Here is a 26,642-nt window from a genome sequence, read left to right on the forward strand (position 1 = left end):
CCGTTCATGGAGAACAGGAAGCTTAATTGTTTTGTATCTCGTTAATCAGTATATTTCCACGTCGTAGCCGGTGTCCTTCCATGCTGCCGTTCCGCCTTCAATGTAGGCCACGTCGGTGAAGCCCATCTGTTTCAGCAGATAAGCAGCCAGGGCGGCTTGTCCGCCTGCACCGCAGGTGGTCAGAATAGGACGGTTGCGGTCTGCCAGACGTTCATCACGCAGATTTTGCGGCAGCTCCAGATCAGCGCGGATGGGAAGCATGCCGAGTGAAATATTCGCGCTTCCGCGAATCAGGCCGCATGCACCTGCATCAGTGGCATCCTGAACGTCAATAATAAAGGTGTTCGGATTTTCTTCGATCATTTTCTTTGCTTCTTGGGAGCTTACACCTTTTACGTTTGCTTGTGCCTGCTTGAGCATATCCATAAATGTCAGAGCCATGGTTGTAGCCTCCATTCCAAAGGATTTAGTTTCGTATCGCAGAGCCAGACCTTCCCGGGTCACCGGAGCAGGCCTGCTATAGGATATTACCCTATAATGATATCCAATGATCACCAGCTTCGTCAAAAAATCAACCTGTTTTTATTAAAAATATGGTAATTTTTCGAATGTTGCGGGTTCTTTCATGAAAATTCAGGCATAGAACGTAAGAATTTTATGTAAAACTAAAAATTTTTTCGACGTTGGGCTTGTGAAAGGTGTAATATATAGTTATAGGATTCCGTTTCGGCCTGTTTGATTCACGAACATGAAATGCGTGGTCATTGCAGCAGCAAAAACACCGAAGACCGAGGCAACCAGGCATTCAGCCCGTGTGGCAAGATTCCGCCTTTAGGCGGCGCGGGCTTTTTCAATGTGTTATGGATTTGTTTGACCGGGATTCGTTGAGCCGTTTAATGCAAAGCAGGTAACGAGAAAGGAATGGACTTCTATTTTTATAGTAAAGGAGGACGTTCACGTCATGTCAGAAAATCAACAAGAGGTGGCAGCAATACAGGAAGCTACCACGGAGTCCCGCGATGTGCTGGACCAATTGATGAAGCCGGAGGTTCAACAATCGTTGACCGTTCTGGTTGAGAATCTGCCAAAGCTGACCGAGATGGTCACAGTTATGACTGGCGCTTATGATGTAGCGCGCAGCCTCGCAACAGACCCGGTATTTATCGGGGATATGAAAAACTCCATGACCGAGTTTGTGAAGCCTGTAACAGAATCGGCCAAAGGTATCGCTTCTGCTGCGATTGAAGCGGGTGACCGTGTACAGACCGAGTCGGGTACAATCGGGCTGTTTGCTATGCTCAAAATGCTCAAGGATCCGAATGTACAGAAGGGCTTGCGCTTCGCTTCAGCTTTCCTGGACATTATGAACGAGCGCCAGGCGCAAAACAAATAACTGTTGATTCATCGTTAGGTAACAGGTAGAACAAGAACGGAGGATGGAAATGTCGAAGCAAATTTTGATTCTTGGCGGCGGATACGGCGGTTTGCTGACCGCTCTGACGGCTCGTGAACATATGGGCCCGCAGGAAGCTACGATTACTGTAGTTAACCGCTATGCGACACACCAAATTATTACTGAGCTGCACCGGCTGGCTGCAGGCACCATCAGCGAAAAAGCTGTGGCTCTGCCGCTCGAGAAGCTGCTGCGCAACAAGGATATCACCCTGAAGGTGGATACGGTAACTGAAATCAAACCTGCGGAGCAAAAGGTAGCTCTGGCAAGCGGCGCAACGCTCAGCTATGACGCGCTCGTTATCGCCCTGGGCAGCCAAACCGCTTACTTCGGAATCCCTGGATTGGAGCAGTACAGCCTGACGCTGAAATCCGTGGATGAAGCGAACAAAATCCGCGCGCATGTGGAAGCTCGCCTGGATGCATACAAGAAATCCGGCAATCCGGCGGATGCCACCATCGTTATCGGCGGCGGCGGTCTGACAGGTGTCGAGCTGGTCGGCGAATACGCGGATAAGCTTCCTGAAGTATGCCGTGCGAAAGGCATCAACTACGATGATATCAAACTGTACTGCGTTGAAGCGGGTCCTTCCATTCTGGCAGGCTTTGCCCAGCCACTGGTTGACCGTGCCGTAACAAGCTTGGAAAAACGCGGCGTTGAGTTTATCACCGGCGTTGCAATCACGGAAATGAAGGCTGACGAAGTGCTGCTGAAGGATGGACGTTCCATCAAGACGAACACCCTGATCTGGACGGGCGGCGTTCAAGGCAATGTGCTGGTCGGAGCATCCGGGATCGACGTAGACCGCGGACGCGCTACAGTAAACGGCACCCTGCAGTCCACTTCCCACGAAAACATCTTCCTGGCTGGCGACAGCGCGGTTGTATTCCCTGGGGAAGGACAGCGTCCATATCCGCCAACGGCACAGCTGGCTTGGCAGATGGGCGAAACGGTTGGCTACAACATCTTCGCACTCTTCAACGGACATCAAATGGAAACCTTCACCCCTGTATTCTCCGGTACACTGGGAAGCTTGGGCAGAACGGACGCCATCGGTACCGTGGGTGCGAACCAGACCCAACTGAAAGGCGCGGTAGCGACCTTGATGAAGGAAGGAAGCAACATGCGCTACCTGTCCCACATCAAAGGTTTGTTTGCATTAGCTTATTAATATTGAATCATTATCATCAGGAAACCCGCATCTGCTTCAGGATGCGGGTTTCTTTTTTTAAACACACTGTTTAGTCTCTGCCTGCGGGCTAATGATGTGTGGCAAACCCATGAAGTGTGGGGGAGTCATGTCCATTTATGTACAAAATAATAAAAAACCCAACTCTGCTAATGAAGCGGAGAAGGGTTTTTCTTGAGTATAGCCGGCTCTACTAACGAAGCGGAGAAAGCTATACTCAACTGTAGTATTTCTGTAGAATCAGAATATTATGTGCGAGGCTGAAAGTCAAGTAGTAATTAATATTTTAAACATTTGATTCTTAATGATGAGTATAGGATGTGTAATATGAGCTACAGACTTTATTTTGATGAAGCTAACAAAATTGACCAGCCTGGTAAAGTGTATTCATACTACGGGGGCTTATGGAGGAAGCGAGAATGTTTTAACGGATATTACTCGATCTGTTAGAGATATCTTCAAAGAATTGAAGACCAAAAGTGAATTGCATTTTCGGGAGTACAATCATGACCAGCACTTGAAGAAATATTTCAAGGTGTTGAATCACATTATTAACAAGGAAATCAATATTAATATTCTCGTTATTAATAATACTGAGGCTCACTCAATCGCCAAGCAACTGAATCTTACGATGATGGAGTTGAGGGGCCTATTCTACATTAAAATGCCAGAAAGACTATTTTACGGTGTGACCCGCCACCTATCCAATCCTGTTGATATAAAAATAAAAATCGACCGTAACGATGAGTATAGCTCATTGAAATTATATTCAAAAATTAAAGATCAAATGAATGCACATTCCGTATATCGAAATAAAAGATACAGAATCACCTCGGTCCAGTCGCAGGAATCCCATAAATCTATTCCACTGCAAATCATTGATACTTTTATGGGCATTGTAGTTTTTCTGATGGAGCAGAGTTACACAGGGCTTTCTCATGCTTCTTTGATTAAAGGTGATTTGATTTATCGTTTTTTATCCGAAGGAAGAAATGTGGAGCGTTTCCAAAATCAAATCAAGTTGTTCTCGTGGAATGGCAGTGAAAACTTATCGGAGCTGTCAATTGGGAACTACATTTCAAGGTTTATGATACATAAAACACGTTATGATGTAGCCGAAATGATTAAGTTGCAGGCAATTAGGTTAAAAAATCCTGGCTTGGCATCTAGAGACTATCGCTTGTTAATGGAGTATCCAAATTCCCGTTTTCGTATGTTATTAGGCTACATAGATGAATTGGAAGGCAAGGGGAGAAATTCGTTTCTGTTACAATAAGTATTATCCAACTGAGTATCATGGTGACACTCGCAGAACTAGATTTAACATTGTAAATATAGTACACTTTTAAACAATCGAATATTTATTTTCTACGGAAGAATCGTGCCTAATTTTTTATTAAGCATGGTTTTTTTGTTGAGGAGGTTAGAGTATTGGAACATTCAGTGGAAAGTATCTCGGAACAAATAAGAAATAGGGTTGATGCAAGGTTTTCAGTGTTATTGACTAATTTGGCAGAAGAGTTGGCGTATGACTTCATGTTCGCGCCCAAATATAAAATCACTCACAGCTATGACCCGCCATGGGATTGTTCGGGCATGCTGCTCCGGACAAATGAATCGTTTTCAATTGATGAGTATAACAGTGTTGAAGACTTTTTTGATGAGTATACAGGTCAAACTACGGCTAGCTATATGAGTGGTATGGGTTTGTTACATAATAGATTTGAAGAAAAATACGAATATATAATCAGAGAGTTTGTTTTTCAATGTTGCATTGAAGTTCTGTCTGAAATAGATGACAACCTGCTTGTTCAGCTGTTGTTGGAAAGTGGACATGATATCTCGGAGATAGATAAAAATGATAGTATACAAACGGCCATGGAATATGAGCTTTTTGAAGAGCCATTCTGGTATCATTACGAAATTATTGAGCGTGTGAAGCCGTTTAGTCTCAAAATGATGATTGCTCGTGGTAAAAATGAAGCCATAAAAAGATATCATCTTCAATTGGAAAAGCGGATGGAAGAAGAGGAAAAAATAAGTTTTGAAAAGAAGACGCACAAAAGCTTTGGAATAAACTTCAGAAACTATTCAGATTGCAAAAGGGATATCCACTCCCAAAAATTGAAATGAAGGATTATGAAATGTTTCGGGAATTTTTGGACTATAACCAAATATCGATTGAAGAAAGGTTCATCTTAGCTAAATATATGGGTGATAAATTTTCCAACAAGGTTTGCATGTGTTTAAAGGAATGAACAAGGGCCGGAGTGAGAAATCCACTCCGGCCCTTTGCCGTGCTGAAAATAATTAGTTATTGATATTATCCAGTTTGTTGCTGCTGTCGCTCTTGTCAAGAATAGTTCCTCTGATATCAACACCGCTATACTCGTCCTCAATAGCGTCAATGATACCTTGCTTGAAGTCGTAACGCTGGGTAGTGTTCAGATTATTCCAGTCGTCCTTGTTAACGTAGACTGTTACTTTCACTTCATCTTCGTCACCGGTAAGTCTAATGTCGAATTTAACATTTTTCCAGTTACCGTAATCATCCCGGATGTCATTCTGAAGGTCACTAATGTCTGCACCGGAGGACTTCTCGTTCAGTGATGCGGTACCTGAGCTTCTTACTGAGATGTCGGCTAACGTGCTTCCACCATTGTCATCACGTACGGTACCGGAGATGTCGGCATCTTTGTATTTGTCACGGATGTCGTCCACGATGTCCTGGATCAGGTTCGTTTTCTTGCTGCTGGACAATTTGTTCCATCCAGTCTTGGACACATTTACACGAAGTGTAACTTTGTCGGAGTTACCGCTCAATTTAACTTCGGCCTTCGTGCTTTCATAATTGCCGTAATCATCGTTCAGGTCATCTTCCAGGTCGCCAAGGCTGGTGCTGCTGTTGTTTTTCTTGTTGTCATCAATTTGCTTCTGCAGGGCTTCTTTATCCTTCTGAAGCTGGGCGATAGTCGCGTCTTTAGTTGCTGCTTCGGACTTTGCCGTAGCAACCTGTTGATTCAAGGTGTTGATCTGGTTGTTAAGGGCTGTAATTGTACTTGGATCAACGGCAGGTGCGTTGTCCTCAATCACAACGCGTTTGTTGCTACCGTCCCAGGTAACTTTCTTATCCAGAGCTGTACCTACCATACGAAGCGGCAGGTAAGTAGTTCCGTTAATCATGAACGGTTCTGTGGATGCGTCCGAAGGCACTGTGTTGCCGTTATAAACGATGGCAATGTTGTTGTACACCGCTTTGATGGTTTTGGTAGCTTGTGCGGCATATGTAGGCTGCGTTAAAAGCGCTCCGGATACGGCCAAGGCCGATACTGCAGCAATAATGACGGGTTTCTTGAATTTCATGCGTTTGTCTGCTCCTTTTTCTTAAAATGGATGTCCGCTAACGGTGCGGATGACCCGTTTCCCATTCTAGCAAAAGTTGGGTAACGGAAAACATACTACTAGAGTACCATTATTAAAAGAAAGAAAACAACATCAGTAATGTAACCTGTTGCCAAAATCTTTCTTCTACATGTTAGACGCAACAAGGCGGTAATAGGTTGCTGTTAATAGCTTAATTTTAATTATTTTTTGAAAAATCCCCCTTCACCAAGTCTCGACTCCTTCCCCCAGAAAGGGGATATAGTGGAGTCTGAATTACATTGAAACGGCAAAGCTGAGAGAAATGATGGATCAACATCATATGAACAAGCGATGAATTATGCGGATGCAAATAAGCACATGGTTTCCGTCGGAAACATGTGCTTATTTGCACTTTGAAGGGGGCCGATAAGAAAGGCAAAAAAGTATTACTCCCAATAAAGCCGGAGTTAAAAATGTCTTATTGCAGGCAACATGCTTATCTTTTAATATCGGCAGTGATTCTTGCAGCATGGTATGCATTTTTGAAAACGGTTACAGGAAGCCGGAAGTACTTGTTATGTGAAGGGAGAGCTGAGATGTAGGTAGAGCGTCGCCCAATCGGACGATTCCAAGCAAGTAATGAATTGCTGAAAGGAGGTGAAACTCTGTTCCCCTTATCAATTGGAATACCTGGAGCGTGGGGGTGTTGCTGTTAACACAGGTGACGGTGTCTTTATAAGCTGGCGTCTATTAGGGACAGATTTCTAGAGATTTTTACAAATTTCAAAAAACGTTGACATAATACTTGACATGATAAAGGACAGGTTTTAACATGTTGCTTAATGATAATGATTATCATTATCAAAAAATGGATGGAGGTGTCTCGATAAACAGAGGAAATCACAGTCAAGTCATGCATTATCCTAAAACCTTAATTTTGGAATGGGGGTGAGTGCCAAAAAACATGAATAATTAAATAACACTAAAGGAGCTTGGTGAAATTGGGGAAATTACATAAAAACAAATGGAAAAAATCAATTAAGATGATTGCTGTTGCATCTTTGCTGGTAAGCGGGCTGTCCGGGCTGAGGCCTGTTCATGCGGCAGGAGGAGGGAAGCTGGAAGCACTGGGCAGCATGATATTGCCAGCCAGCGGAAGCGGATCCATGCATTCTATTAAAGTAACGATTCCGGCATACACCGTGCTTGGCGGAGGAGACCAGCTGTACATCTCGCTTCCCGGAGGAATGGACTTGTCGACAGACTCCAACGGCGAGGTTATCGATCCTATGGATGACAGCGGTTCGAATCGGGTATACATATTGGGCAGTTCCAATCCGCTCAGGGATTTAAACGGCTCAGCTCCGGGCGCACCTGCCATCGAGGTGGTAAAGGCGGACGAGGATGGCTTCCTGCTGGAGATATCGGACAGGGGAGAGAGCTATACATTGGAGGAAGACGCCTCCTTTCTGATTCAGCTGGGTGATGTTACCTGGGAGGATATGGACGAGGGGCCGGTGGAGGTTGCGTTTACAGCTCCTGGTCATAGCGCTTTTCCGGCAGGTAAAGTCTCCATAGCTACAGTAGGCGGTGGCAAGGTTGCGGTCACCGCCGGTTCCAAGAAAGGTACGGAAAGTGATTACTCCTTCAGTCTCACCTTAAAGGAGGCATCCGCCGGGGCGCTTGAGCCGATGAATGAAAGCGTAAAAGTTAAATTGCCTGCAGGTTATAAATGGAACCTGAATGATAGTATCCGAAAAGTGGAATATGGATCGACTTATGGACAAGACATGTACTTCCAACTTACCTCCACGGCCGATGAATTGACGGTAGACGTTCTAGGCACGACTTGGGAAGACGAGGATGGAGACGGAAGCGTGCAGCCCGTGGAAGTCACCGGGGCAACCTATGAGATGAGCAAATGGACTTTGAGCGGTTTGAAATTTACCTTAACCAAGCCTGAAAATGCCGTTGACGGGGATATAAAAGCCCGCATTAGCGGTGAAGCCGATCTGGATGTGACGGAACTGGTTGTAGGTACTCATGCAAAGTATGGTGTCACGGTGAGTGCGGCATCGGAGAAGCTGCCTGCCATATATGCCGGGCGCGAGGAACAGCGGATTTCGGATATCGTCATTAAAGAAGCGCTGTATGGAACACTGCCCGAAGGCCGCACCCTCACCTTAACTCTTCCCGAAGGTGTGGCGTTTCAGCCGGTTTATGCAGGCAGTTCGGAAAGTCCTGCCGGAGACACCGACAATAAGGAAGATTTGGAGCTTGCATTTGTGCGATATACCGGTACGGATAACCGGACAGCCGTATTTGAAGTAACCGGTGCAACACCATCCAGCCCCGGGACGTTTACGCTGCAGGAGATGGATGTCGTTACTGCGCCCGATTTTGCGGGAGATCTGACGATTGAAATTGGCGGCAGCGCGGGTGCCAAAGGAAATGTTAAAGCTGCGGATGTGCACGCAGGGCTGACTGTCTCTGCATCGGCTGTTCCCGATGCGATTATTGGACGATCTGGACAGGAAGCTGCTGACTTCACCCTAGCGGAAAATGTTGCGGGCGGCCTGAAAGATGGGGAGCGGATCACACTTACCCTTCCTGAAGGGGTAACTTTTGCAGCCACGCCTACTGTTGATGTTTATCAAGGGGATCTGCAATTTGAACCGTTGAAGCTGGTAAATAACGAGCGGTCGGCCGCTTTTACAATTACAGGCGAGAGCGATGAAAGCACCACCCTTCAGTTCAGTAATGTCAAATTAACGTTAGACCGGACGGTTGCCAAAGGGGAAATTGAGTTGAAGGTGGCCCGGACGACCGAAGTGAGCAGCTACACACCATTTAATAACCTGGGGAAAGAAGTAAGGGTTCCGCTGGCGCGGGTTGTCACCAAGGCTCCGGAAGAGACCGTAAGCCAGGCCAGCTTTAAAGTTGGAGAGACGGTGTATACGGTGAACGGCACAGAGAAGACGGCGGATGTCGCACCGTATATCCATGAAGGACGGACATATCTGGCGCTTCGTTATGTAGCGGATGCTCTTGATATCTCAGATAACAACGTGTTATGGGACCCAACGACCCAAACCGTCACCTTAATCAAAGGGGCACGGATCGTACAATTGCAGGTGGGGAGCACCACAGCTTCCATAAATGGTGTTCAAATCTCATTAGATGTGCCAGTAACCATCAACAATGGAAGGGTGTTTCTCCCTGTTCGATCCACCTCTTTGAGCATGGGCGCTTCTGTAGAGTGGCATGACACATCCGGAGAAGCCAGAGTCGTCAATAGTTAATGACTCATTCATCGCCCGGTCAAGGCATGCTTTGTTTTTCTTTCAAAAGTATGCATGAATTTGGCAATCGGGAGCATATTATTATGGTCTACATACGCCAAGGGGGGATTCCCATGTATAAACGCCATGTTCCCGAGCCCATACCGGAGGAGAATACGGAGGTATGGTCATGCACGAATCATGACTGCAACGGGTGGATGCGTACGGGATTTACGTTCAACGGGGAGCCAAGCTGTCCTCTCTGTGACTCGTCCATGACTCAGGAGATCAGAATGCTGCCCGTTCTGAATGCTGCAGGCAGCTCGTTCCCGGGTGCACGCTCCTGACAGCAGGCTTGAACTTTACAGCAGGAAAAGAAGGCTGGGCGAATTGCCGCTTGCGCAGGCAAATGACTTTGTGCTAAATTGTTTTTAACTATGTTAAGGAGGTGATGGTAGGTGAATTTCGAGATGGTGAACGACCGTATTAGCCAGCTTCCAATTGCTATGGCTGGCATTGTACATGCTTTTTCCGTCAACGGGAGAAGTCTGTCCATTTTTAACCATACGGAAGTAACTATCGCGAGAAGACGCCTACCTTAACCGAACGGATTGCTTTATCCGAAAAGGGCCGCAGGCATATTCCTGCGGCCCTTTTTGTGCTGTGCGGGGCAGGGTCTTCATCAACTGAGGAGGACCTGTATTATGTATATTGTAAACGGACAACAATTGAAAGCTTATCATGGAGCGAACCTCATTCTGGACGGAGTGGGTTTTGAAATACACGAAGGAGAAAAAGTCGGGCTGATCGGACGCAACGGCAGCGGGAAAACGACACTGCTCAAGCTGATCGCTCGCCAGAACAAGCCGGACGAGGGTTTGCTGACGCATAAGAAGGATATCCGCATCGGATATCTGCCGCAAATTCCGGAGGAATTCGATGTGATGACGGTTTATGAGACGCTTGCTTATAGTTACCGGGAGCTGCAGGACTGCCGCCGTCAGATGAGCCGGCTGGAGCAGGAGATGTCCCTTCCGGGAGCGGCGGACGATACTAAGCGAATGGAGAAGCTGCTAAAATCTTATTCCGCACTTCAAGAGCGCTTCGAACAGGCCGGGGGCTATGAGATGGAGGCGAATATTGATCAGGTCGCGGACGGACTGGACATTCCCAAGTCTTCATATCATCGTGTCTTCGGCAGCCTGTCAGGGGGCGAGAAGACCAAGATCGTGCTTGCTTCGCAGCTGATCGGGAAGCCGGACCTGCTGCTGTTGGATGAGCCGACAAATCATTTGGATCTGAAAGGGCTGGAATGGCTGGAGCAGTTTCTGCGCAGTTATGAGGGGGCCTGTATGATCGTATCCCATGATCGCTACTTTCTCGATGCTGTCATCGGGAAAGTGATTGAGATTGAGGACGGCGAGGCACACACGTATCTGACCAATTACAGCGGTTATGTGAAGGAGAAGGAGGAGCGCCTCCTGATCCAGTTCGCAGATTACCAGGAGCAGCAGAAGCGGATCAAGAAAATGAAGGAGGCCATCCGGCGCTTTGAGGAATGGGGCCGTATTGGCGACAATGAGAAGTTTTTCAAAAAAGCCGCCTCCATCCGTAAAGCCCTGGAACGAATGGAGCTGATCAAGCGCCCAGTGCTGGAGCGGCAAAGCGCCGATTTTGACCTGAATCCGCAGGATCGATCTGGCAGGAGGGTGGTGCGCTTTGAAAATCTGCATAAAGCGTACGCTGGGCGAACGATCCTGGCCGGTGCCGAAGGAAGCCTGGAGTTTGGTGAAAAGGTCGCGCTGCTGGGGGATAATGGAGCGGGGAAATCCACGCTGCTGCGCCTTCTGCTCGGTCAGGAGCAGCCCGACACGGGTAGTGTGGAATGGGGCTCGCGTGTGGAGTACGGTTATTTGGCCCAGCAGGAGGAGCGGGAGGAGCTTTCAGATACGGTGCTGTCCTTTTTTCGGAAGGAAGCTGGGATTGAAGAGGGCGAGGCCCGCGGTATTCTGGCGAGATATCTGTTCTATGGGGCCGATGTCTTCAAGCCTGTACGCATGCTGTCCGGCGGGGAATGGTCCCGACTGCGGCTGGCGCTGCTGGTGATGAAAAAGCCCAATCTATTGCTGCTGGATGAGCCGACCAACCACCTGGACATCGATTCGCGGGAGGCGCTGGAGGAGGCGCTTGAAGCTTTTCCCGGCACAGTGATGGTCATCTCCCATGACAGATACTTCGTCAACAAACTTGCACAACGGGTGTGGGAGCTGGAGCGAGGGCGCGTGACTTCTTACCTGGGAGGGTTTGACGATTACCGGGAGAAGAAGCGTCAGCTTGCAGATATTCGCAAAAGCCTGGAGGAGCAGGAAGAAGCCGCATCAGGCAAGGGGAAAGAAGCAGCCGCACCCAAGGCGAAAAAAGTGCAGCCGAACCCAGGCAAAGCGGAAAGCCCTGAACGGGTCTCGGCTGTCCGAGCGAAGCTGGAACAGCGCATCGCCGCCCAGGAAGCGGTGCTGGCCGCTGCGGATGTTGAGCTGGAGCAGGCCGATGATGATCCGGTGAAGCTGCGGGAGTTGTGGTCTGCTCGCGAAGAGCAGCAAGAACGGCTTGATGTGCTGATTGCCGAGTGGATTGAGTTGGAATAGTTGCGCTGACGCCCCCGGAATGCTTCAATGAATAATGACGATGAACCAGAAGGTTCGATGAGCAGAAGGGGGAAGCAAGGCAATGACAGACAGAAAAAAAGTCATCATAGACACCGATACGGCAGGGGACGATACGATAGCCCTTCTGACGGCCATGCATTATTTTCAGGTTGAAGGCGTGATGATTACCGGCGGCAATGTGCAGTTTGACCAGCAGGTGGAAAATGCGCTTTATACGATTCAGGTTGCCGGCAAGGGCGGCAGCATCCCGGTCTACAAAGGGCATGAGAAGCCGATGCTGGCGATCGGAGAGCAGCGGCACCGGACGGTGGAGGATGTGCACGGCTCGGACGGCATGGGCGGAGCGAACTTTCCGCGTGCTGTACAGCGGCCGGAGCAGGGGCATGCGGTGGATTTTCTGATTGAGAAAATCCATGCCCATCCCGGTGAGATTCATCTGCTGGCGATTGCGCCGCTGACCAACATTGCCATGGCCATGCAGAAGGACCCGGCGATCATCCCGAAAATTCCGCACCTGTACATCATGGGCGGAACAAATAATTCCCTGGGCAATATTACGCCTGCGGCAGAATACAATTTCTGGGTTGACCCGGAAGCGGCAAGAATTGTGCTGCATTCCGGCGTGCCGATCACGATGGTCGGCTGGGAGATGTGTACCCGTTATTCGGTAATGGACGATGCCAATCATGAGGAAATTGAGCAGATCGGTACAGCGGGGGCGAAGTTTTTCATCGACATTAATAAAGTCGTCAAGCAGTTCAACAAAGAGGTGCACCGGCTGCCGGGCACGACGCACCCGGATACGCTGCTAATGGCAGTAGCGGCTGATGAATCGATCATGGCCCGTTCCGGCATGTACCATGTGGATGTGGAGACGGCGGGTGAGCTGACCCGGGGTTACAGCCTCGTGGACATCAACAACCGGTTGGAGCGTCCACGCAATGTTAGAGTGTGCGAGGAAGTGAACCGGGAGGCATTTACCGCCATGCTCTATGAGGTGCTTGGAGCGATTCGTTAAACTTTACTAAGTAAGTGTAATTACTCATTTAGTTGGAGGGGATTCCGTATGATACGCGATAATTTAACAGGGCGTCATGGAACCACCAAAAATGAAGTTATTAGGATAGATCGAGAGGTCGTCAATAAAGTGCTAAATGATGAAGGACTCGCAGGAAAAATACTGCGCTCTACTAATTCAAAAGTAGAAACTAACCTTAAAGGCGTAATTTATCATGATGTTAATAGTGGGAAAAAGTATGTTGGACCTTCTGTTGACGAAGAAGATAAAGTGTATGTTAAGGTTCTAAGCGGCGATGTAGATCGAAAAAAACCATCGTTCGCATAAAACAGATAACAGTTGGATGGAGAAACACCTCTTCTTTCTGAATATCTAAATTTATAAAAAACAAAGGCTGCGGTCAATGAACCGGGCCTTTATTTTTTATGAAGAATAATTTTACAGGGTGAGCACCGGCATGGGCCGGTGCTTTTTCCTCTCATCGTCTATAATGAACATAAATTCAAACTGAGGAGGCATTGTACGCTACGAAACTAACAAAAATAAAAAGACGTGGGTTTTCTGGTTGGGCGATTTTCGGTGTACAAATTGGACGTATATATACTGTTGACCGCTGTTCAATTTGAGGTGTACTATTATCTATAAACAAATACTAAATTTTGGTTTTTGTTTGTGTGCTAGAGGAGGTGAGTCTGATTTGAAGTCAGACAATACAATTCGTGAAACACTCAGTACATACATGCAGAAACATAATATAAGTTTCACTCAATTTTTACGCATAGCCGACCTGAATGCCGGCACCTTGAGCCGAATTCTTCAAGGGACGAAGCCAATTTCAATCCGGCAATTAGAGGCGATTACGACAGCTATACAATTTCCAGAAGATTACTTTTTTGAATCCTACGTAGAAGAATGCTTTGCTTTTACTACGAGCATGCGGCGGATTCGCCCTTTTATTTTTCGATGTGCGGAACTGAAGCGCTTAGACTTGATCGAACGGATGGTTCATCGGTTATTGGATGATCTGTCGTACACTTCTGCTTTGTCCGATGTAGCAGAAGACTTATTTGCTTCTGAACATAGACAGGCTGCGGCGATTATTTATAACCAGGTGAGCGAAGCGGAAAGATTCCAGCATTCAGAACGATTGGCCATTTGCCGTTATCGCTTATTCGAACTCTCGTTAGGGAATGACCTGGAAGAGAATTTAAGATCGGCTATTTTGTTTGAGGCGTATGTGAGTCGTTTGGATGAAGCGGATCAGCTCGATGCATTGAAAGAATTGATTGATGTTATGGTGACCGCTCATAAGTGGAAAAAGGTAGATGAACTTGCAGTGGAAATGCTGCGGATCGCTACGATCCAGTATGAACGTCCCTCAACTGAGCGCAAACCGAAACGGCCGTTCTATTACTATATTTTGTATGGTTGGCTTATTCGATCTACTGTCTGTGAAGAATTCCAGGATTACGATGGGGCTTTAGATTATGTTTCACAGTACGAACAAGGAGAATTGTGGATACGTGAGAAAGATGAAGAAGCACGTAGGTATATTCACCAATTTTCTGAATGGGCAACTGCCAATAGATATTTGTACCGGGTATTATCTGGCCAAGCTGAGGCGTTAGAGGAATACTCCGATTTTGTTGCTTCCCGGCCAGAGGAAATCTTTATTGCGTTGGGATATATGGTCAAAGCGGCTAACCGTTTTAATTTTGATATTGATCGAATATTGGAGCGCTTTTCGGCGTACATTCCATCACTTGAGATGCAGGGGGAATATGGTCAATATAAAGACTCTGTGGTGAAGGAAAGAATTGTCCAATTTTATAGCGATTTAGGAGTGTATCGATTCAAAAGGGGCCATAGTAATGCAATGAATCTCTTACTCGATGGTTTGCATTTATCTGTTAATATCAACAGTGTACGGAATATTGTTAACTGTTTGACACTATTTGAAATGGACCGGGAATGGGCGAATGAGGATGCTAAAAAGAAATTCAAACAGCTATCAAGAGAGGTAAATCAGCTTTTGTAGCTGTAGTTGTCACGGCGGTCCAAGTCGTATCAACATTAGGTCATGGTGCGGGTACGTGATAATTCTTCTAAATTTCGTTTTTTTAAAAGACTTTCCAAGCGGAAGGTCTTTTTTTACATTTTGCGGAATAGAAATATTTGGTATTTTTTTCGTGGTATAATCTATAAAAAAGGAGGAATGAACAAGTGGCTTCATCAAAATCTAAAACACTGTTAATTGGCTCAATTCTGGGACTATCCTTTATTATCGCTACAGGCTTTGTTACCGTAGGAAATACCAACGAACTGCCTGGAAATCCAAAAGAGGCGGCCGTATCTACATTTACGCAGTATATGGATGCAGCTAAACAGAATGACTACAAAGAAATGGTAGAATTGTCCGAAGACAGCCGGTTTACAACAGTGAAGGCACGAATCAATTTCCTGAAGGACAACCAAACGGTTCTTGATTACGAGATTGATTCCGTAGATAGCTCCGATCCGTCAAACGTGGTTGTAACGGCCACAATGAAATTTGCGGATGGTGAATTACCACCTATCGAATATAATATGGCTTTTGAGAATGGGAAATATAAATTGCAATATCGCAGTGTACTGGTGAATTTAGATGGATCAGTAGAGTATGATGCTGAGGTTGGACCCCAAAATGGATATGAAGAAGCTTATGTGAAATGAATAAATGCATTCAGTAAACGGGGATGTGCGTGCTTACTATCAATAAGGGTAATATTATTAAAACGGCTGAATAATTTCGATTCTGTTGACCAAGGTGCTCCATGCTCGTGTGGAGTGCCTTTTTATCTATTACAGTTATTTGGAAATACCCATAGAGCTTTAATTTTTGAATTCCAATAACTGGTGGAATGCCTTCCGTTTACTGTGCAATTATTTGACATAAAAACCTAAAATATCACACAAGGAGGGTTGAAACTAATGACAAGCAGTTCCAAGGTACCACGGCGAGATTTTCATAAGGGTTTACGAAAAACCACCGGATTCCTAGGTAGCCAACCTATTCCCGGTGGTTTTTCTTGTCTCGCGCTGCTTTCCACGTAATGCACAAGGTAACTATCCCCACGGCAATACTCACCAGCTTATCGCTGATCTCAAGGAAATTCTGCACTAATGCAAGAAGTGACACGGTGCCACCCCCTCTCGGGTTAGCTTCACCGTGCCTTTTCCCACCGGTTGCTCTGTCCTTCCAATTATACCATTATTTCTAGCTATTAGGCTATTTGAATACATAAGAATACAGTATTGAATTCGTTGTAACATCGTTTGGATGTCTATTATTTTGGGTATAATTTCTAATTACTGATTGGTTTCTTATATCACTGAATTGGGTAAATGTTTTTGGAAAACCGGGAGTCGGAAGGACAGGAGGAATGAGGATGAGAAGAATAGGCAAAATGCCGGCTGTTCTGGCCGCGCTGCTGCTCTTGACAACGCTGCTTGCTGCCTGCGGGCAGGACCGGGCAGCGAACGGCAGGGTGCAAGTGGAGTTTTTCCAGAACAAGCCCGAGGCGAAAGCATCGTTTGACAAGCTGATCGCCCAATTCAATCAGGAAAATCCCGATGTCGAAGTAGCACAGGTGAATCCGCCGGATGCGGAGACGGTGCTCATGACGCGGGTGGTCAAGGAGGATGTGCCTGATATCATCGCGCTTGGCGCGACAGATACATATTCGGTGCTGGCCAACAGCGGGATTTTTGCGGACCTGACTGCCAGCCCGCTCGTGGACAAGGTTGAACCGGCTTATGTGCAGATGCTGAAGGATGTTACCGGCATGCAGGAAATAACGGGCATCCCCTTCGCGGCAAATGCAAACGGCGTCATGTACAACAAGGCGCTGTTCCGTGAAATGGGGCTGAGTGTTCCGCGCACCTGGGACGAGCTGATCACCACGGCGCAGAAGATCAAGGATGCGGGCAAAATCCCTTTTTATTATACATATAAGGATGACTGGCAGACGAACCTGCCCTTCAACCAGCTTGCTCCCAATCTGGTCGGGATTGATTTCTTTCTGAAGCGCAGGGAGAACCAGGTCACCTTCCAGGAGAAGTTCCACGAAGTCGCGGAGAAGCAGCTGGAGCTGCTGCAGTTCGGGCACAGCGACAACTTCGGCAAGTCCTATGCGGACGGCAACCGTGCTTTTGCCAACGGGGAAGCTTACATGTACATTCAGGGCACATGGGCGATCCCGGAAATCCGCAAGGCCAATCCGGATATTGAGCTTGGATTCTTTCCGCTCCCTACGGGGAATAAAGCAGAGACGAACAAGCTGATCTCCGGGGTGGATACGCTGTTTGCCATCGCGGAGGATTCGCCGCATAAGGAGGAGGCTGAGCGGTTCATTGATTTCCTGCTCGATCCGGCACACAGCAAACAGTACATTACCGAGCAGACGATGTTTTCGGCGGTGAAGGGCGTAGTGCAGGACGACCCGGCTGTAGCAGAGCTTCAGCCTTATCTGCGGAGCGGAAGGATCGTCGATTTTGCGGACCACTATATTCCGGCGGCCGTACAGCTTAACTCCATCGTCCAGGCTTTCCTGCAGGACAGGGATATCGATCATTATTTGAAAACGCTTGATACCGAATGGGATAAAGTGGCGAATCGCCGTTAACACCGGCGTTGCTTCCAAGGAGGATGAATGATGAGAAAACGTCTGCTGCCTTTTTACTGGATGACTGTGCCTGCCGTTGTTTTATTCTTCACGTTCCTGACCCTGCCGGCTCTGCAGGGCGTGTATTACTCGCTGACGAATTATAACGGCTTTGGCGATAACTACGATTTCGTCGGGTTGAAGAATTACATCAATCTTTTCCAGGATAATAATGTTGGCAATGCTTACTGGTTTACGTTCAAATTTGCCGTGGTGGTCACGATACTCATCAACATTTTGAGCCTGCTGATCGCACTCGGCCTGAATGCCAGAATCAAATTTCGCAATTTCTTTCGCGGCATTTATTTTCTGCCCAACATTTTGAGCGTCCTGATTGTGGGATACATATTCAATTACCTGTTCTCGAACGTGTTCACGGTATGGGGACAGAATCTGGGGATTGAAGTCTTATCGACCAATATTCTTGGCAGCGAAAGCCACGCCTGGATCGGGGTCGTCATCGTGGCTGTCTGGCAGGGAATTGCTTTTAATACAATTCTCTATCTGGCAGGTCTGCAGACGATACCCACCAGCCTGTATGAAGCTTCGAATCTGGACGGGGCCAGCAAATGGCGTGAGTTCTGGAGCATTACTTTTCCGCTGATTGCGCCGTTCTTCACGATTAATATGGTGCTGGCGATGAAAAACTCGCTGATGGTGTTTGACCAGATCGTCGCCCTCACGAACGGCGGACCCGGGCGTGCGACACAGTCCATCTCGCACCTGATATTTACAGGGGGATTCGAGGGAGGAGAATTTGCCTATCAGTCGGCCAACTCGGTCATTTACTTTATCGTGATCGCGCTCATCTCCTTTGCTCAGCTCAGATTCCTGCAGAGAAGGGAGATGGACATGTAATGACTATGAGACGTACAAATTGGATTGTAATGCTTCTGGTGGCGCTCGGCACCATCATGGTTCTGTTTCCATTATATATGACCGTGACGATTGCGCTGAAAAATCCGGAGCAAATGCGCCAGTCCGTGTTCGCCTTTCCGGCGGTGCCGCAATGGGATAACTTTGCCCGTGCCGTGGAAATGACCAACTTCTTTCAGGCCTTCGGCAACAGCGTGCTCGTCACGACGGCCACCGTCATCCTGACGCTGCTGTCCAACTCGCTCGTCGCTTACGCGATTGCCCGCAATATGCAGCACAGGTTTTTTAAGGGTTTGTACTTCTATTTCGTCAGCGCCATGTTCATCCCGTTTCCAATCATCATGCTGCCGATTGTCAAGCTGGCGGCGGGACTCAACATGACAAATCTCGTAGGTCTCATACTGCTGCATACGGTATACGGCCTGGCGTTCAACGTGTTCGTCTATGTGGGCTACATTCGCTCCATACCGGAAGCGCTGGAGGAGGCGGCCCGGGTGGACGGGGCTACGACGTGGGGCACCTTCTGGCGCATTATTTTCCCGCTGATGACACCGATCAGCGCCACCGTCGGCATTCTGACCTGTCTGTCCACGTACAACGACTTCCTGCTGCCGCTGATCATCATCAGCGACCAGGAACAGTACACGCTGCCGCTTGTACAATATGTATTCCAGGGGCAGTTCAACACCGACTTCAATCTGGCGTTCGCCTCATATCTGATGGCGCTGCTGCCAATGATCATCGTGTACCTGTTCGCACAAAAATGGATTATTAACGGGGTTACACAGGGGTCGGTAAAGTAATATGGATGAAAAGGGAAGTGCCCCAACGGTCCATCGACCGGGGGGCGCTCTTTTTTTCGATATTGTGACGATACGCTCAAATTCGATCTCTCCGATGCTCCGTGCATACCCTGTGTCGTGAGTAAAATTAAGAGAAGCGTACGAGTGTTCTTCCTCGCGATTGTCCCTGTAAAATACCGGCCAGGGAGCCAGGCAGAGCTTCCAAGGACACTTCCTTCTCCACCAGCAGCTCAGGCTGCTGTGGCTTCAGATCGCCCGCGAGGCGCTCCCAAATCCGCAGCCGCGCGTCATAAGGGCAGAAGACCGAGTCAATGCCGAGCAGATTGACGCCGCGCAGAATGAACGGATGCACGGTAGTCGGCACGCCGCCTCCGCCCGTAAGGCCGCTGACGGCGACGGAGCCGCCATAGGCAATGCGGCTCAGGACAGCAGCGAGCGATGGGCCGCCGACCGGATCGATGGCGGCCTGCCAAAGCTGCTTGTCGAGCGCCTTGATGCGGACGCCGTCATAGACCTCGTCCCGAGACAGCATTTCATGCGCTCCAAGAGAGCGCAAGTAGTCATGGGCATCGGCCTTGCCTGTGCTTGCGGCCACCTCATAGCCTGCCCGGGTCAGCAGGGCCACGGCTGTAGCACCCACGCCGCCGGTTGCCCCGGTGACGAGCACCTTCCCTTTGCCGGGGGCCATCCCGTGCTGCTCCAGCCGGTCAATCGAGAGAGCGGCGGTAAAACCGGCGGTGCCGAAAATCATCGCCTCCCGCAGCGACAAGCCCTCAGGGAGGGGCACGACCCACTCGGCGGGAACGCGCACATACTCGCTGAAGCCGCCGAAATGGGTGACGCCCAGTCCGTAGCCGGTCACGAGCACCGCTTGCCCTTCCTGAAACCGGCTATCCGTGGAGGATACCACTGTGCCCGAGCAGTCGATGCCGGGAACGAAGGGATATGAGGAGACGATTTTGCCGTCCGGCGTGCCCGCAAGCCCGTCTTTATAATTGACGCTAGAGTAAGCGGTCTTGATCAGCACTTCCCCATCCGGGAGATCCTCGAGGGAAAGCCGGGATATGCCCATGGTAAATTCATCCTTATTATCAACGACAAGCGCCCTGAATGTCAGAGTCATAGAACGACCTTCTTTCGTATTTTTTTTCAGTGAACCGGAAGACGTCTACAAAGAAACAACTGTCGTTTTCTATGCTAGGCCATCTCTTTGCAGCAGTCAAACGATGACATCACACGAATTCTCCGAGTTTTCGTTTTTTTTCAAGTTTTCAGAAAGTATAAACTTCCTGTCATTGGCTTCCTGAAATCACAAGAAAAAGCTTTCGCTAAATGCGGTCTGGCTTCTTTGAAAGTACGACGATAGACGCTTTTCTTACAACAGATGATCCTTAGAAAATGCAGCTCTGCAGCGGCTTGCAGCAGGCTATAAACGAACATAATCATTTTTGATGAAAGTGATAAATCATATTTTATGATTGTTTTTCATCTATTTACAAAAACCTGCTGCTTTTTCAATTTGGATGTGCTAACATACCCCTTGATCTAAAAATAGCAAAACGGGGAAAGGTGACATCATTGACTGCTAAAGCATTAAATAAAGGCTCGTCGCTGCCGGGGAACCAGTTGAACATTTTCCGTTTAACCTGGCCTATTTTCCTGGAATTGTTCCTGTTCATGCTGATGGGAAGCATGGATACCTTCATGCTCAGCTCCGTCTCCGATGATGCGGTGTCCGGAGTGGGCGCGGCGAACCAGATTATTTCTATTGCCATTCTTGTCCTGGAAGTCATCGGCAATGGTGCTGCCATCGTTGTCGCGCAATATATCGGTTCCAAGAAATTGATTGAAGCTGCCCGCGTTACGGGCACGGCCATCACATTAAACCTGATGGTGGGGCTGCTGCTGAGCGCGATCTTCCTGCTGTTCGGCACGCACATGCTGCAGTGGCTGAACGTCCAGGGTGAAATTCTCGCTTACGCGCAGTCCTATATGAGTATTGTCGGCGGAGCCATTTTCCTGCAGGCGCTGATTAACGCGCTGGCGGCGACGATTCGTACGCATGGCTTTACCAAGGAAACGATGTATATTTCGGTATTCATGAATGTGATCCACGTGGTCGGCAACTATATGCTGATCTTCGGCAACTTCGGCGCTCCTGCGCTGGGTGTGGAGGGTGCGGCCATCTCCACCGTCGGCAGCCGTCTGATCTGTCTCTTGATCTTCTTCTGGCTGATGTACAGAGTGACGGAAGTGCGTGTGCAACTTATTTATTATGTGAAGCTGTCCAAGGATTATATTGTTAAAATACTGCGCATCGGCATTCCGTCGGCGCTGGAATCCATCACATACCAGTCTTGCCAGCTCGTGTTCACCCTGTATGTAACCTATCTGGGAGCAGAAGCGATGGCGACACGCCAGTATGCTTTGAATATTTCCAGCTACATTTATCTGTTCAGCATGGCGGTTGGCATGGGCACGGCGATTATCGTAGGCCGCTTGGTCGGAGCAAGAGAGAAGGACGCCGCTTTTGCGCGTGTGCTAAAAAGCGCCAAATGGGCGCTCATCGTTACGGTGGCGATCGATCTGATCGTGGTTGTTTTCCGGATTCCGCTCATGGGGATCTTTACGGATAATCCCGAAATTATCAGTCTTGGCGCACAGGTGCTCCTGCTTAGTCTCCTGCTGGAGAGCGGGCGGACTACCAACATTGTGATCATCAGCTCCCTCCGTGCTGCCGGGGATGCGAAATTCCCTGTGTTCATAGGTCTCATCTCCATGGTGTGTATGAGCCTGCCGCTCGGTTACCTGCTCGTGTTCAAGCTCAATATGGGGCTGGCGGGTGTATGGCTTGCCATCGCCGCAGATGAGTGGACACGCGCGGTCATCATGTACTTCCGCTGGAAGAGCCGGGTTTGGGAGAAGCACGGACTTGTTGAGCATGAATCTGCTGATAAGTCTGCAGCTGCTGCGCCTGCTATTTAATGATGTTTCGCTTTTATCCGCTTTCGTCCGCAAGAGGTGCTACATCGCCTCTGGCGGGCGAATTTTTTTGTGAGCGGCTTGTAGAAAAATGGCATGCCGCTGCCTTATAATAAAACCCGTCATAACGGCAGGCGGCAGACAGGGTGATTGGCCTGTACAAGAATCAGGGAGTGAACAGGGACGTGCGACTAGTCTCACTAAAAAGGGTGAGTATCGGAATAATTGCGGTATTCATGCTGCTTAACCTAAATACAGGTTTGTCCGGAGAAGCTTCATCGGCTGCCATCGCATCCAAAACACCGGTGGAAAGGCATGGTCAGCTGTCTGTGAAGGATGGCCGGTTGGTCGACCAGGCAGGGAAGCCGGTCCAGCTCAAGGGAATAAGCTCCCACGGGGTCCAGTGGTACGGTGATTTCGTCAATGAGAAGGCGATCCGGTCTCTGCGCGATGATTGGGGGATCTCCGTGTTTCGGGTCGCGATGTATACAGAAAACGACGGCTACATTTCCAATCCTTCGCTCAAGAAAAAGGTTAAGGAAGCCGTAGAAGCAGCCCGCAAGCTGGGAGTATATGTGATCATCGACTGGCACATTCTGTCAGATAGTGACCCTAACAAGCATAAAGCAAAAGCTAAGGCATTTTTTAGTGAAATGGCAGGCTTGTACGGCAAGACTCCTAATGTGATCTATGAGCTGGCGAACGAGCCTAACGGGGGCGTAACCTGGAAAGGACAAATCAAGCCCTATATTGAGGAAGTAACCGCCGTAATCAGGGCGCAGGACCCGGATAATATTATTATTGCGGGTACAGGCACATGGAGCCAGGATATTCAGCATGCGGCGGATAACCCGGTTGCGGATGCCAATACCATGTATGCATTGCATTTCTATGCGGGAACACATGGGAAGGCTTTGCGCGACCGAATCGACTATGCGCTCCGCAAGAAGGCTGCCATCTTCGTGTCCGAGTGGGGAACGAGCGATGCTTTGGGTAGCGGAGGATCGTTCCTGAGCGAGGCCAAGGTGTGGATTGATTTTTTGAACAGCCGTAAAATCAGTTGGGTGAACTGGTCATTGTCGGATAAGGATGAATCGTCCGCTGCGCTTCTCCCGGGAGCAAACAAGACGGGCAGCTGGCCGGACAGTCAGCTGTCGCCATCAGGCCGGTTCGTGAAGAAAGAGCTGCTGGGCAAATCGCCAGCGGGTGACGGGGGCAGCGGCGAATCCGGCAAAGATCCCGCTAACGGGACTGGCAGCGTCAAACCTGGCAAAGAGGGCGGAAGCGACAACAGTAAAAAGGGCGGCAGCAGCGGTAAAAAGGGAACTGGGGGCATTGTCCTGCAATACCGCAATGGTGACTCTAACCCGTCGGATAATGCGATGAGGCCGGTGTTTAATATCGAGAATACCGGTCAGACGACGGTATCATTGAATGATCTAAAGATCCGCTATTATTTCACGGATGAGAGCAGGCAGAAACAGCAGTTTTTTGTGGATTGGGCCAGGATCGGGAACTCCAACGTACACGGATCATTCACAACGATGAGCGCTCCGGCTGCCCGTGCAGACCGTTATGTGGAACTGTCATTCGGGAAGGGAGCAGGATCCATTCCGGCAGGCGGAGAGAGCGGGGATATCCAGCTTCGCATTCACCCGGCGGATTGGAGCAGCTATGATGAAACAAACGACTATTCTTATGCCGGGAATGCAAACAGCTTCAAGGATTGGGATAAGGTGACCGTCTACAAAAACGGAACGTTGGTATGGGGAGTGGAGCCTTAACAGCACGGCAGGTTGAGGCTCAAGTACAAATTTGGTTGTGATGGGGATGTCCCAAAAGGTCCGTTGACCCTGGGCTCCCCTTTTTTATCCTCTCTTTTGCTGAGACGCTCCGGGAACGAACCATCCCTTCAATCGCTATTGCCTCCAAATTTCAAAGCAGTCTCTGCCGCAACATGAGAATTGGCGCGGGAAAGGTTAAAGTTAAGTCCTGTATAGTAAATTTACTAAAAAAAACGTATACTCATTTACAATTATGTTTATTGAACAGGCGATAAGCCATAAGGGGATTTAGAGATGAAGAAATTGACCATTGCGGATGTGGCCCGGGAAGCGGGGGTGTCCAAAAGCACGGTTTCCCAGTTCCTGAATAAACGATACAAATATATGAGCGATGAGACCAAGGCCAGAATCGAGCAGGTCATCAAGGAATTGAACTATCAGCCTAACGGCCTGGCCAGAAGCCTGAAGCACAATCGCACCTACATGGCAGGTGTCATCGTCGGCAATTTGGAGTATACGCTGTCGATCCAAAGCATTCGGGCGATTGAAAGTGAGCTGCAGCAGTCCGGTATTCAGGTTATTATCTGTAGTGCAGATGAAAATCCCGACAAGGAAAGCCGGCATATTGACATGCTATTGGCCCGTCAGGTGGACGGGCTGATCATTTTTCCGACAGGACAGAATGCGGAGGTCTATAGCAGGCTTGTGGAAGAGAAGTTCCCTCTGGTATTCATTGACAGGCTGGTGGAGGGAGTCAACACCCAGAGCCTGCTCCTCGATAACGAGATGGCCGTCAAGATTGGCATCCAGGAGCTGATAGAACATGGTCATACACGCGTTGCACTGGTGACTCTCCCTATCGGGGAGCACAGAATAACGCCAAGAGTTGAACGGGTGAGCGGATATAAAAAAGGGCTGGAGGAGCAAGGCCTTCCCCTCCGGCAGGAATACATGCACAGTGTGCCACGGGAGGAGATTTTCGCTACACTGGACCGGCTGTTCGCGCTGGAGGAGCCGCCGACTGCCCTGCTGGCCGGCAATGACATCGTGCTTGCCGAGATGCTTCAGTTTGTGAACGCCAGGGGTTTGAGCATTCCGGAGGATGTGTCCATCGTAGGCATTGATGATGCTCAATTCGCGCATATTTATAACCCTGCGATTACAACGATCCGCCAGCCTGCCGCGGATATCGGAAGACAGGCGGCGCGGGCCTTGATGGGCTCCATCGAGGAGCGGGACAGCGCTGTTCCGATCATCTATCGGTTCGTACCGTCACTGGTGCGCGGGAAGTCGGTGGGAAGCTTGAAGATATGAAGAAGAGTGATCTTTCCATGAGTTTTCAGCAAATGAATGCCATTATTCCTGTATTTCAACGAATAGAGGTTGTTCGTGAATCCTGCAGAATCATGCCGGAGCCAGGGTGTGAGAAGCTGCTTATTGTGCAGAGGGGTACCTGATGATAGCGGCAGAGTCGGGAGAATGGCGGGCTGTATCACACGGTTACGCTTGTCACTCGGGGGCAGGAATCGTCACGGTCCAGCTTCCGTCTACCCGGACTGCGGAATATGCGATCATCACATATCGGATTGTTCCGGAGAGTGTGCCATGGGATTGGAATGGGCCGCAGCGTGTGCTAAGCGAAGTAAAGGTCAAGTATATGGTCGACGGTCTGCTTCAGGCACAGGAGGACATGCCGGGGTTAAGTGAAGAAGAGGCCGAGGCGCAACACTTTCGCAACCGGATGATGCTGGAGCGAATTATGAGCTTCTACATGTACGAGGGTCGATTGAGTGAGGAGCGGCGGACTTCCGGTACCCGGATTGAGAAATCTGTTCATTACATTGAGGAGCATTACATGCTTAAGTTAACACTGCCGATGCTCGCAGAGCGGGCGGGCTTAAGCACGGGACATTACAGTGTATTGTTCAAAGAGCGGACAGGCATGACCGTGAGCCTTTACCTGAAACGACTGCGTGTGGAGAAGGCGATGCAATTGTTCGCACAGGGGGAGACATCAGCGAAAAAGGCAGCCCAGAGTGTCGGCTTCGCGGATTACTTTCATTTCAGCCGAACGTTCAAGGAGGTTACAGGCACACACCGAGTTTATTATGGCATCTGGAAAAAGAATTCTTGTTCGCGATGTTGTCAGTATGTGGCACAAGCAGGAAGCTGAAACCGTTCAAAAAGCAGAAAGTGATTTGGACTATTATACGCGGCAGATTGCCTACTACGAAAAAAAATACGGTGATGCGTTTGAACGAACGCTCGGAATAAAAGCAAAATTGACACCTGAAGAAGAGACCGATGCTCAAGTTTGGCAACACCTGCTTGGGAGGCTAGGCTAACGGTTGTCATTGCGCTTATTCGAACGAAACAGCGTCGGCTTCATTTTTAACGGTTACAGGCGCGCTTATTTGGACGAAACCTTCCCTTTAACCGCCGAAAAAGAGGGTGTCCCAAAAGTAAACTTTGGAACACCCTCATCAGTAAAATAGGATGGTATTCGAAAGAAATTAAGGGGCTA

At 48.8% G+C, this 26,642-nt stretch carries 25 protein-coding genes; 22 read left to right on the top strand and 3 right to left on the bottom strand.

Features of this window, described 5'->3' with window-relative positions:
- Window positions 1-45 precede the first annotated feature (45 nt).
- Complete coding sequence (locus ACI1P2_RS21665; RefSeq protein WP_355322521.1) at window positions 46-441, bottom strand: rhodanese-like domain-containing protein; 396 nt, start codon at window positions 439-441, stop codon at window positions 46-48.
- Between the two features lie 520 nt (window positions 442-961).
- On the opposite strand from ACI1P2_RS21665, the gene ACI1P2_RS21670 reads away from it, so the two are divergent.
- From ACI1P2_RS21670 to ACI1P2_RS21685, 4 genes are all read left to right on the top strand, one after another.
- Entirely contained in the window at window positions 962-1,393 is a 432-nt protein-coding gene (locus ACI1P2_RS21670; protein ID WP_355322523.1) for a DUF1641 domain-containing protein, read from the top strand.
- Window positions 1,394-1,442: 49 nt separating this feature from the next.
- Entirely contained in the window at window positions 1,443-2,624 is a 1,182-nt protein-coding gene (locus ACI1P2_RS21675) for an NAD(P)/FAD-dependent oxidoreductase (RefSeq protein WP_355322525.1), read from the top strand.
- 367 nt (window positions 2,625-2,991) lie between these two features.
- A complete protein-coding gene (locus ACI1P2_RS21680) occupies window positions 2,992-3,918 on the top strand; it encodes a hypothetical protein (RefSeq protein ID WP_408976296.1) in 927 nt (308 codons plus the stop codon).
- A 155-nt stretch (window positions 3,919-4,073) separates the two neighbouring features.
- Window positions 4,074-4,775 carry a hypothetical protein gene (locus ACI1P2_RS21685; protein WP_355322529.1) on the top strand — a complete coding sequence of 234 codons (702 nt, stop codon included), beginning with the start codon at window positions 4,074-4,076 and terminating at the stop codon, window positions 4,773-4,775.
- Window positions 4,776-4,952: 177 nt separating this feature from the next.
- Here the strand turns inward: ACI1P2_RS21685 and ACI1P2_RS21690 are convergent, their stop codons facing one another.
- Complete coding sequence (locus ACI1P2_RS21690; RefSeq protein ID WP_355322531.1) at window positions 4,953-6,005, bottom strand: stalk domain-containing protein; 1,053 nt, start codon at window positions 6,003-6,005, stop codon at window positions 4,953-4,955.
- Window positions 6,006-6,662: 657 nt separating this feature from the next.
- Here ACI1P2_RS21690 and ACI1P2_RS21695 point away from each other — a divergent pair.
- From ACI1P2_RS21695 to ACI1P2_RS21750, 12 genes are all read left to right on the top strand, one after another.
- A complete protein-coding gene (locus ACI1P2_RS21695; RefSeq protein WP_355322533.1) occupies window positions 6,663-6,773 on the top strand; it encodes a rhamnogalacturonan endolyase family protein in 111 nt (36 codons plus the stop codon).
- A gap of 275 nt (window positions 6,774-7,048) precedes the next feature.
- Complete coding sequence (locus ACI1P2_RS21700) at window positions 7,049-9,307, top strand: copper amine oxidase N-terminal domain-containing protein (protein WP_355322535.1); 2,259 nt, start codon at window positions 7,049-7,051, stop codon at window positions 9,305-9,307.
- Between the two features lie 113 nt (window positions 9,308-9,420).
- Window positions 9,421-9,633: a cold-shock protein gene (locus ACI1P2_RS21705; protein WP_355322537.1), complete on the top strand. Its 213-nt coding sequence runs from the start codon at window positions 9,421-9,423 to the stop codon at window positions 9,631-9,633.
- Between the two features lie 111 nt (window positions 9,634-9,744).
- Entirely contained in the window at window positions 9,745-9,888 is a 144-nt protein-coding gene (locus ACI1P2_RS21710) for an RAxF-45 family protein (protein ID WP_355322539.1), read from the top strand.
- 102 nt (window positions 9,889-9,990) lie between these two features.
- Window positions 9,991-11,931, top strand: a complete 1,941-nt coding sequence (gene abc-f / locus ACI1P2_RS21715; RefSeq protein WP_355322541.1) for a ribosomal protection-like ABC-F family protein — start codon at window positions 9,991-9,993, stop codon at window positions 11,929-11,931.
- A gap of 82 nt (window positions 11,932-12,013) precedes the next feature.
- A complete protein-coding gene (locus ACI1P2_RS21720; RefSeq protein ID WP_355322543.1) occupies window positions 12,014-12,970 on the top strand; it encodes a nucleoside hydrolase in 957 nt (318 codons plus the stop codon).
- A gap of 48 nt (window positions 12,971-13,018) precedes the next feature.
- Window positions 13,019-13,297: a hypothetical protein gene (locus ACI1P2_RS21725; protein WP_355322545.1), complete on the top strand. Its 279-nt coding sequence runs from the start codon at window positions 13,019-13,021 to the stop codon at window positions 13,295-13,297.
- 370 nt (window positions 13,298-13,667) lie between these two features.
- A complete protein-coding gene (locus tag ACI1P2_RS21730) occupies window positions 13,668-15,008 on the top strand; it encodes a helix-turn-helix domain-containing protein (protein ID WP_355322547.1) in 1,341 nt (446 codons plus the stop codon).
- A 185-nt stretch (window positions 15,009-15,193) separates the two neighbouring features.
- Entirely contained in the window at window positions 15,194-15,682 is a 489-nt protein-coding gene (locus ACI1P2_RS21735) for a hypothetical protein (RefSeq protein WP_355322549.1), read from the top strand.
- 716 nt (window positions 15,683-16,398) lie between these two features.
- Window positions 16,399-17,634 carry an ABC transporter substrate-binding protein gene (locus ACI1P2_RS21740; RefSeq protein WP_355322551.1) on the top strand — a complete coding sequence of 412 codons (1,236 nt, stop codon included), beginning with the start codon at window positions 16,399-16,401 and terminating at the stop codon, window positions 17,632-17,634.
- A 30-nt stretch (window positions 17,635-17,664) separates the two neighbouring features.
- Window positions 17,665-18,531 carry a carbohydrate ABC transporter permease gene (locus ACI1P2_RS21745; RefSeq protein ID WP_355322553.1) on the top strand — a complete coding sequence of 289 codons (867 nt, stop codon included), beginning with the start codon at window positions 17,665-17,667 and terminating at the stop codon, window positions 18,529-18,531.
- Complete coding sequence (locus tag ACI1P2_RS21750) at window positions 18,531-19,352, top strand: carbohydrate ABC transporter permease (RefSeq protein WP_408976297.1); 822 nt, start codon at window positions 18,531-18,533, stop codon at window positions 19,350-19,352. The genes ACI1P2_RS21745 and ACI1P2_RS21750 overlap by 1 nt, the downstream gene beginning before the upstream one ends.
- A gap of 127 nt (window positions 19,353-19,479) precedes the next feature.
- Here ACI1P2_RS21750 and ACI1P2_RS21755 read toward each other — a convergent pair whose 3' ends face one another.
- Window positions 19,480-20,475, bottom strand: a complete 996-nt coding sequence (locus ACI1P2_RS21755) for an acrylyl-CoA reductase family protein (protein ID WP_355322557.1) — start codon at window positions 20,473-20,475, stop codon at window positions 19,480-19,482.
- A gap of 455 nt (window positions 20,476-20,930) precedes the next feature.
- Here ACI1P2_RS21755 and ACI1P2_RS21760 point away from each other — a divergent pair, with 455 nt between their 5' ends.
- From ACI1P2_RS21760 to ACI1P2_RS21785, 6 genes are all read left to right on the top strand, one after another.
- Window positions 20,931-22,337 (top strand): MATE family efflux transporter, encoded by a 1,407-nt coding sequence (locus tag ACI1P2_RS21760; RefSeq protein WP_355322559.1) that lies wholly within the window; start codon window positions 20,931-20,933, stop codon window positions 22,335-22,337.
- A 233-nt stretch (window positions 22,338-22,570) separates the two neighbouring features.
- On the top strand, window positions 22,571-24,118 hold the full coding sequence (locus tag ACI1P2_RS21765) for a cellulase family glycosylhydrolase (RefSeq protein ID WP_355322581.1): 1,548 nt from the start codon (window positions 22,571-22,573) through the stop codon (window positions 24,116-24,118).
- A 294-nt stretch (window positions 24,119-24,412) separates the two neighbouring features.
- Window positions 24,413-25,432, top strand: coding sequence for a LacI family DNA-binding transcriptional regulator (locus ACI1P2_RS21770; RefSeq protein WP_355322561.1), 1,020 nt, complete (start codon window positions 24,413-24,415; stop codon window positions 25,430-25,432).
- A gap of 17 nt (window positions 25,433-25,449) precedes the next feature.
- Entirely contained in the window at window positions 25,450-25,575 is a 126-nt protein-coding gene (locus ACI1P2_RS21775) for a hypothetical protein (RefSeq protein ID WP_355322563.1), read from the top strand.
- Entirely contained in the window at window positions 25,575-26,291 is a 717-nt protein-coding gene (locus ACI1P2_RS21780; protein ID WP_355322565.1) for an AraC family transcriptional regulator, read from the top strand. Before ACI1P2_RS21775 ends, ACI1P2_RS21780 begins: the two co-directional genes overlap by 1 nt.
- Window positions 26,269-26,463, top strand: coding sequence for a hypothetical protein (locus ACI1P2_RS21785; protein WP_355322567.1), 195 nt, complete (start codon window positions 26,269-26,271; stop codon window positions 26,461-26,463). The genes ACI1P2_RS21780 and ACI1P2_RS21785 overlap by 23 nt, the downstream gene beginning before the upstream one ends.
- Window positions 26,464-26,642 lie beyond the last annotated feature (179 nt).

It is taken from the genome of Paenibacillus jiangxiensis, assembly GCF_046098255.1.
Lineage (GTDB): Bacteria > Bacillota > Bacilli > Paenibacillales > Paenibacillaceae > Paenibacillus > Paenibacillus jiagnxiensis.

What these genes read in the sequence shown, in the direction of transcription:
- ACI1P2_RS21750 (WP_408976297.1), top strand. Translation starts at nt 18,531, where the DNA reads ATGACTATGAGACGTACAAATTGGATTGTAATGCTTCTGGTGGCGCTC.
- ACI1P2_RS21675 (WP_355322525.1), top strand. Translation starts at nt 1,443, where the DNA reads ATGTCGAAGCAAATTTTGATTCTTGGCGGCGGATACGGCGGTTTGCTG.
- ACI1P2_RS21705 (WP_355322537.1), top strand. Translation starts at nt 9,421, where the DNA reads ATGTATAAACGCCATGTTCCCGAGCCCATACCGGAGGAGAATACGGAG.
- ACI1P2_RS21720 (WP_355322543.1), top strand. Translation starts at nt 12,014, where the DNA reads ATGACAGACAGAAAAAAAGTCATCATAGACACCGATACGGCAGGGGAC.
- ACI1P2_RS21700 (WP_355322535.1), top strand. Translation starts at nt 7,049, where the DNA reads ATGATTGCTGTTGCATCTTTGCTGGTAAGCGGGCTGTCCGGGCTGAGG.
- ACI1P2_RS21770 (WP_355322561.1), top strand. Translation starts at nt 24,413, where the DNA reads ATGAAGAAATTGACCATTGCGGATGTGGCCCGGGAAGCGGGGGTGTCC.
- ACI1P2_RS21775 (WP_355322563.1), top strand. Translation starts at nt 25,450, where the DNA reads ATGAGTTTTCAGCAAATGAATGCCATTATTCCTGTATTTCAACGAATA.
- ACI1P2_RS21740 (WP_355322551.1), top strand. Translation starts at nt 16,399, where the DNA reads ATGAGAAGAATAGGCAAAATGCCGGCTGTTCTGGCCGCGCTGCTGCTC.
- abc-f (WP_355322541.1), top strand. Translation starts at nt 9,991, where the DNA reads ATGTATATTGTAAACGGACAACAATTGAAAGCTTATCATGGAGCGAAC.
- ACI1P2_RS21680 (WP_408976296.1), top strand. Translation starts at nt 2,992, where the DNA reads ATGAAGCTAACAAAATTGACCAGCCTGGTAAAGTGTATTCATACTACG.
- ACI1P2_RS21765 (WP_355322581.1), top strand. Translation starts at nt 22,571, where the DNA reads ATGCTGCTTAACCTAAATACAGGTTTGTCCGGAGAAGCTTCATCGGCT.
- ACI1P2_RS21755 (WP_355322557.1), bottom strand. Translation starts at nt 20,475, where the DNA reads ATGACTCTGACATTCAGGGCGCTTGTCGTTGATAATAAGGATGAATTT.
- ACI1P2_RS21785 (WP_355322567.1), top strand. Translation starts at nt 26,269, where the DNA reads ATGTGGCACAAGCAGGAAGCTGAAACCGTTCAAAAAGCAGAAAGTGAT.
- ACI1P2_RS21670 (WP_355322523.1), top strand. Translation starts at nt 962, where the DNA reads ATGTCAGAAAATCAACAAGAGGTGGCAGCAATACAGGAAGCTACCACG.
- ACI1P2_RS21780 (WP_355322565.1), top strand. Translation starts at nt 25,575, where the DNA reads ATGATAGCGGCAGAGTCGGGAGAATGGCGGGCTGTATCACACGGTTAC.
- ACI1P2_RS21690 (WP_355322531.1), bottom strand. Translation starts at nt 6,005, where the DNA reads ATGAAATTCAAGAAACCCGTCATTATTGCTGCAGTATCGGCCTTGGCC.
- ACI1P2_RS21725 (WP_355322545.1), top strand. Translation starts at nt 13,019, where the DNA reads ATGATACGCGATAATTTAACAGGGCGTCATGGAACCACCAAAAATGAA.
- ACI1P2_RS21745 (WP_355322553.1), top strand. Translation starts at nt 17,665, where the DNA reads ATGAGAAAACGTCTGCTGCCTTTTTACTGGATGACTGTGCCTGCCGTT.
- ACI1P2_RS21665 (WP_355322521.1), bottom strand. Translation starts at nt 441, where the DNA reads ATGGCTCTGACATTTATGGATATGCTCAAGCAGGCACAAGCAAACGTA.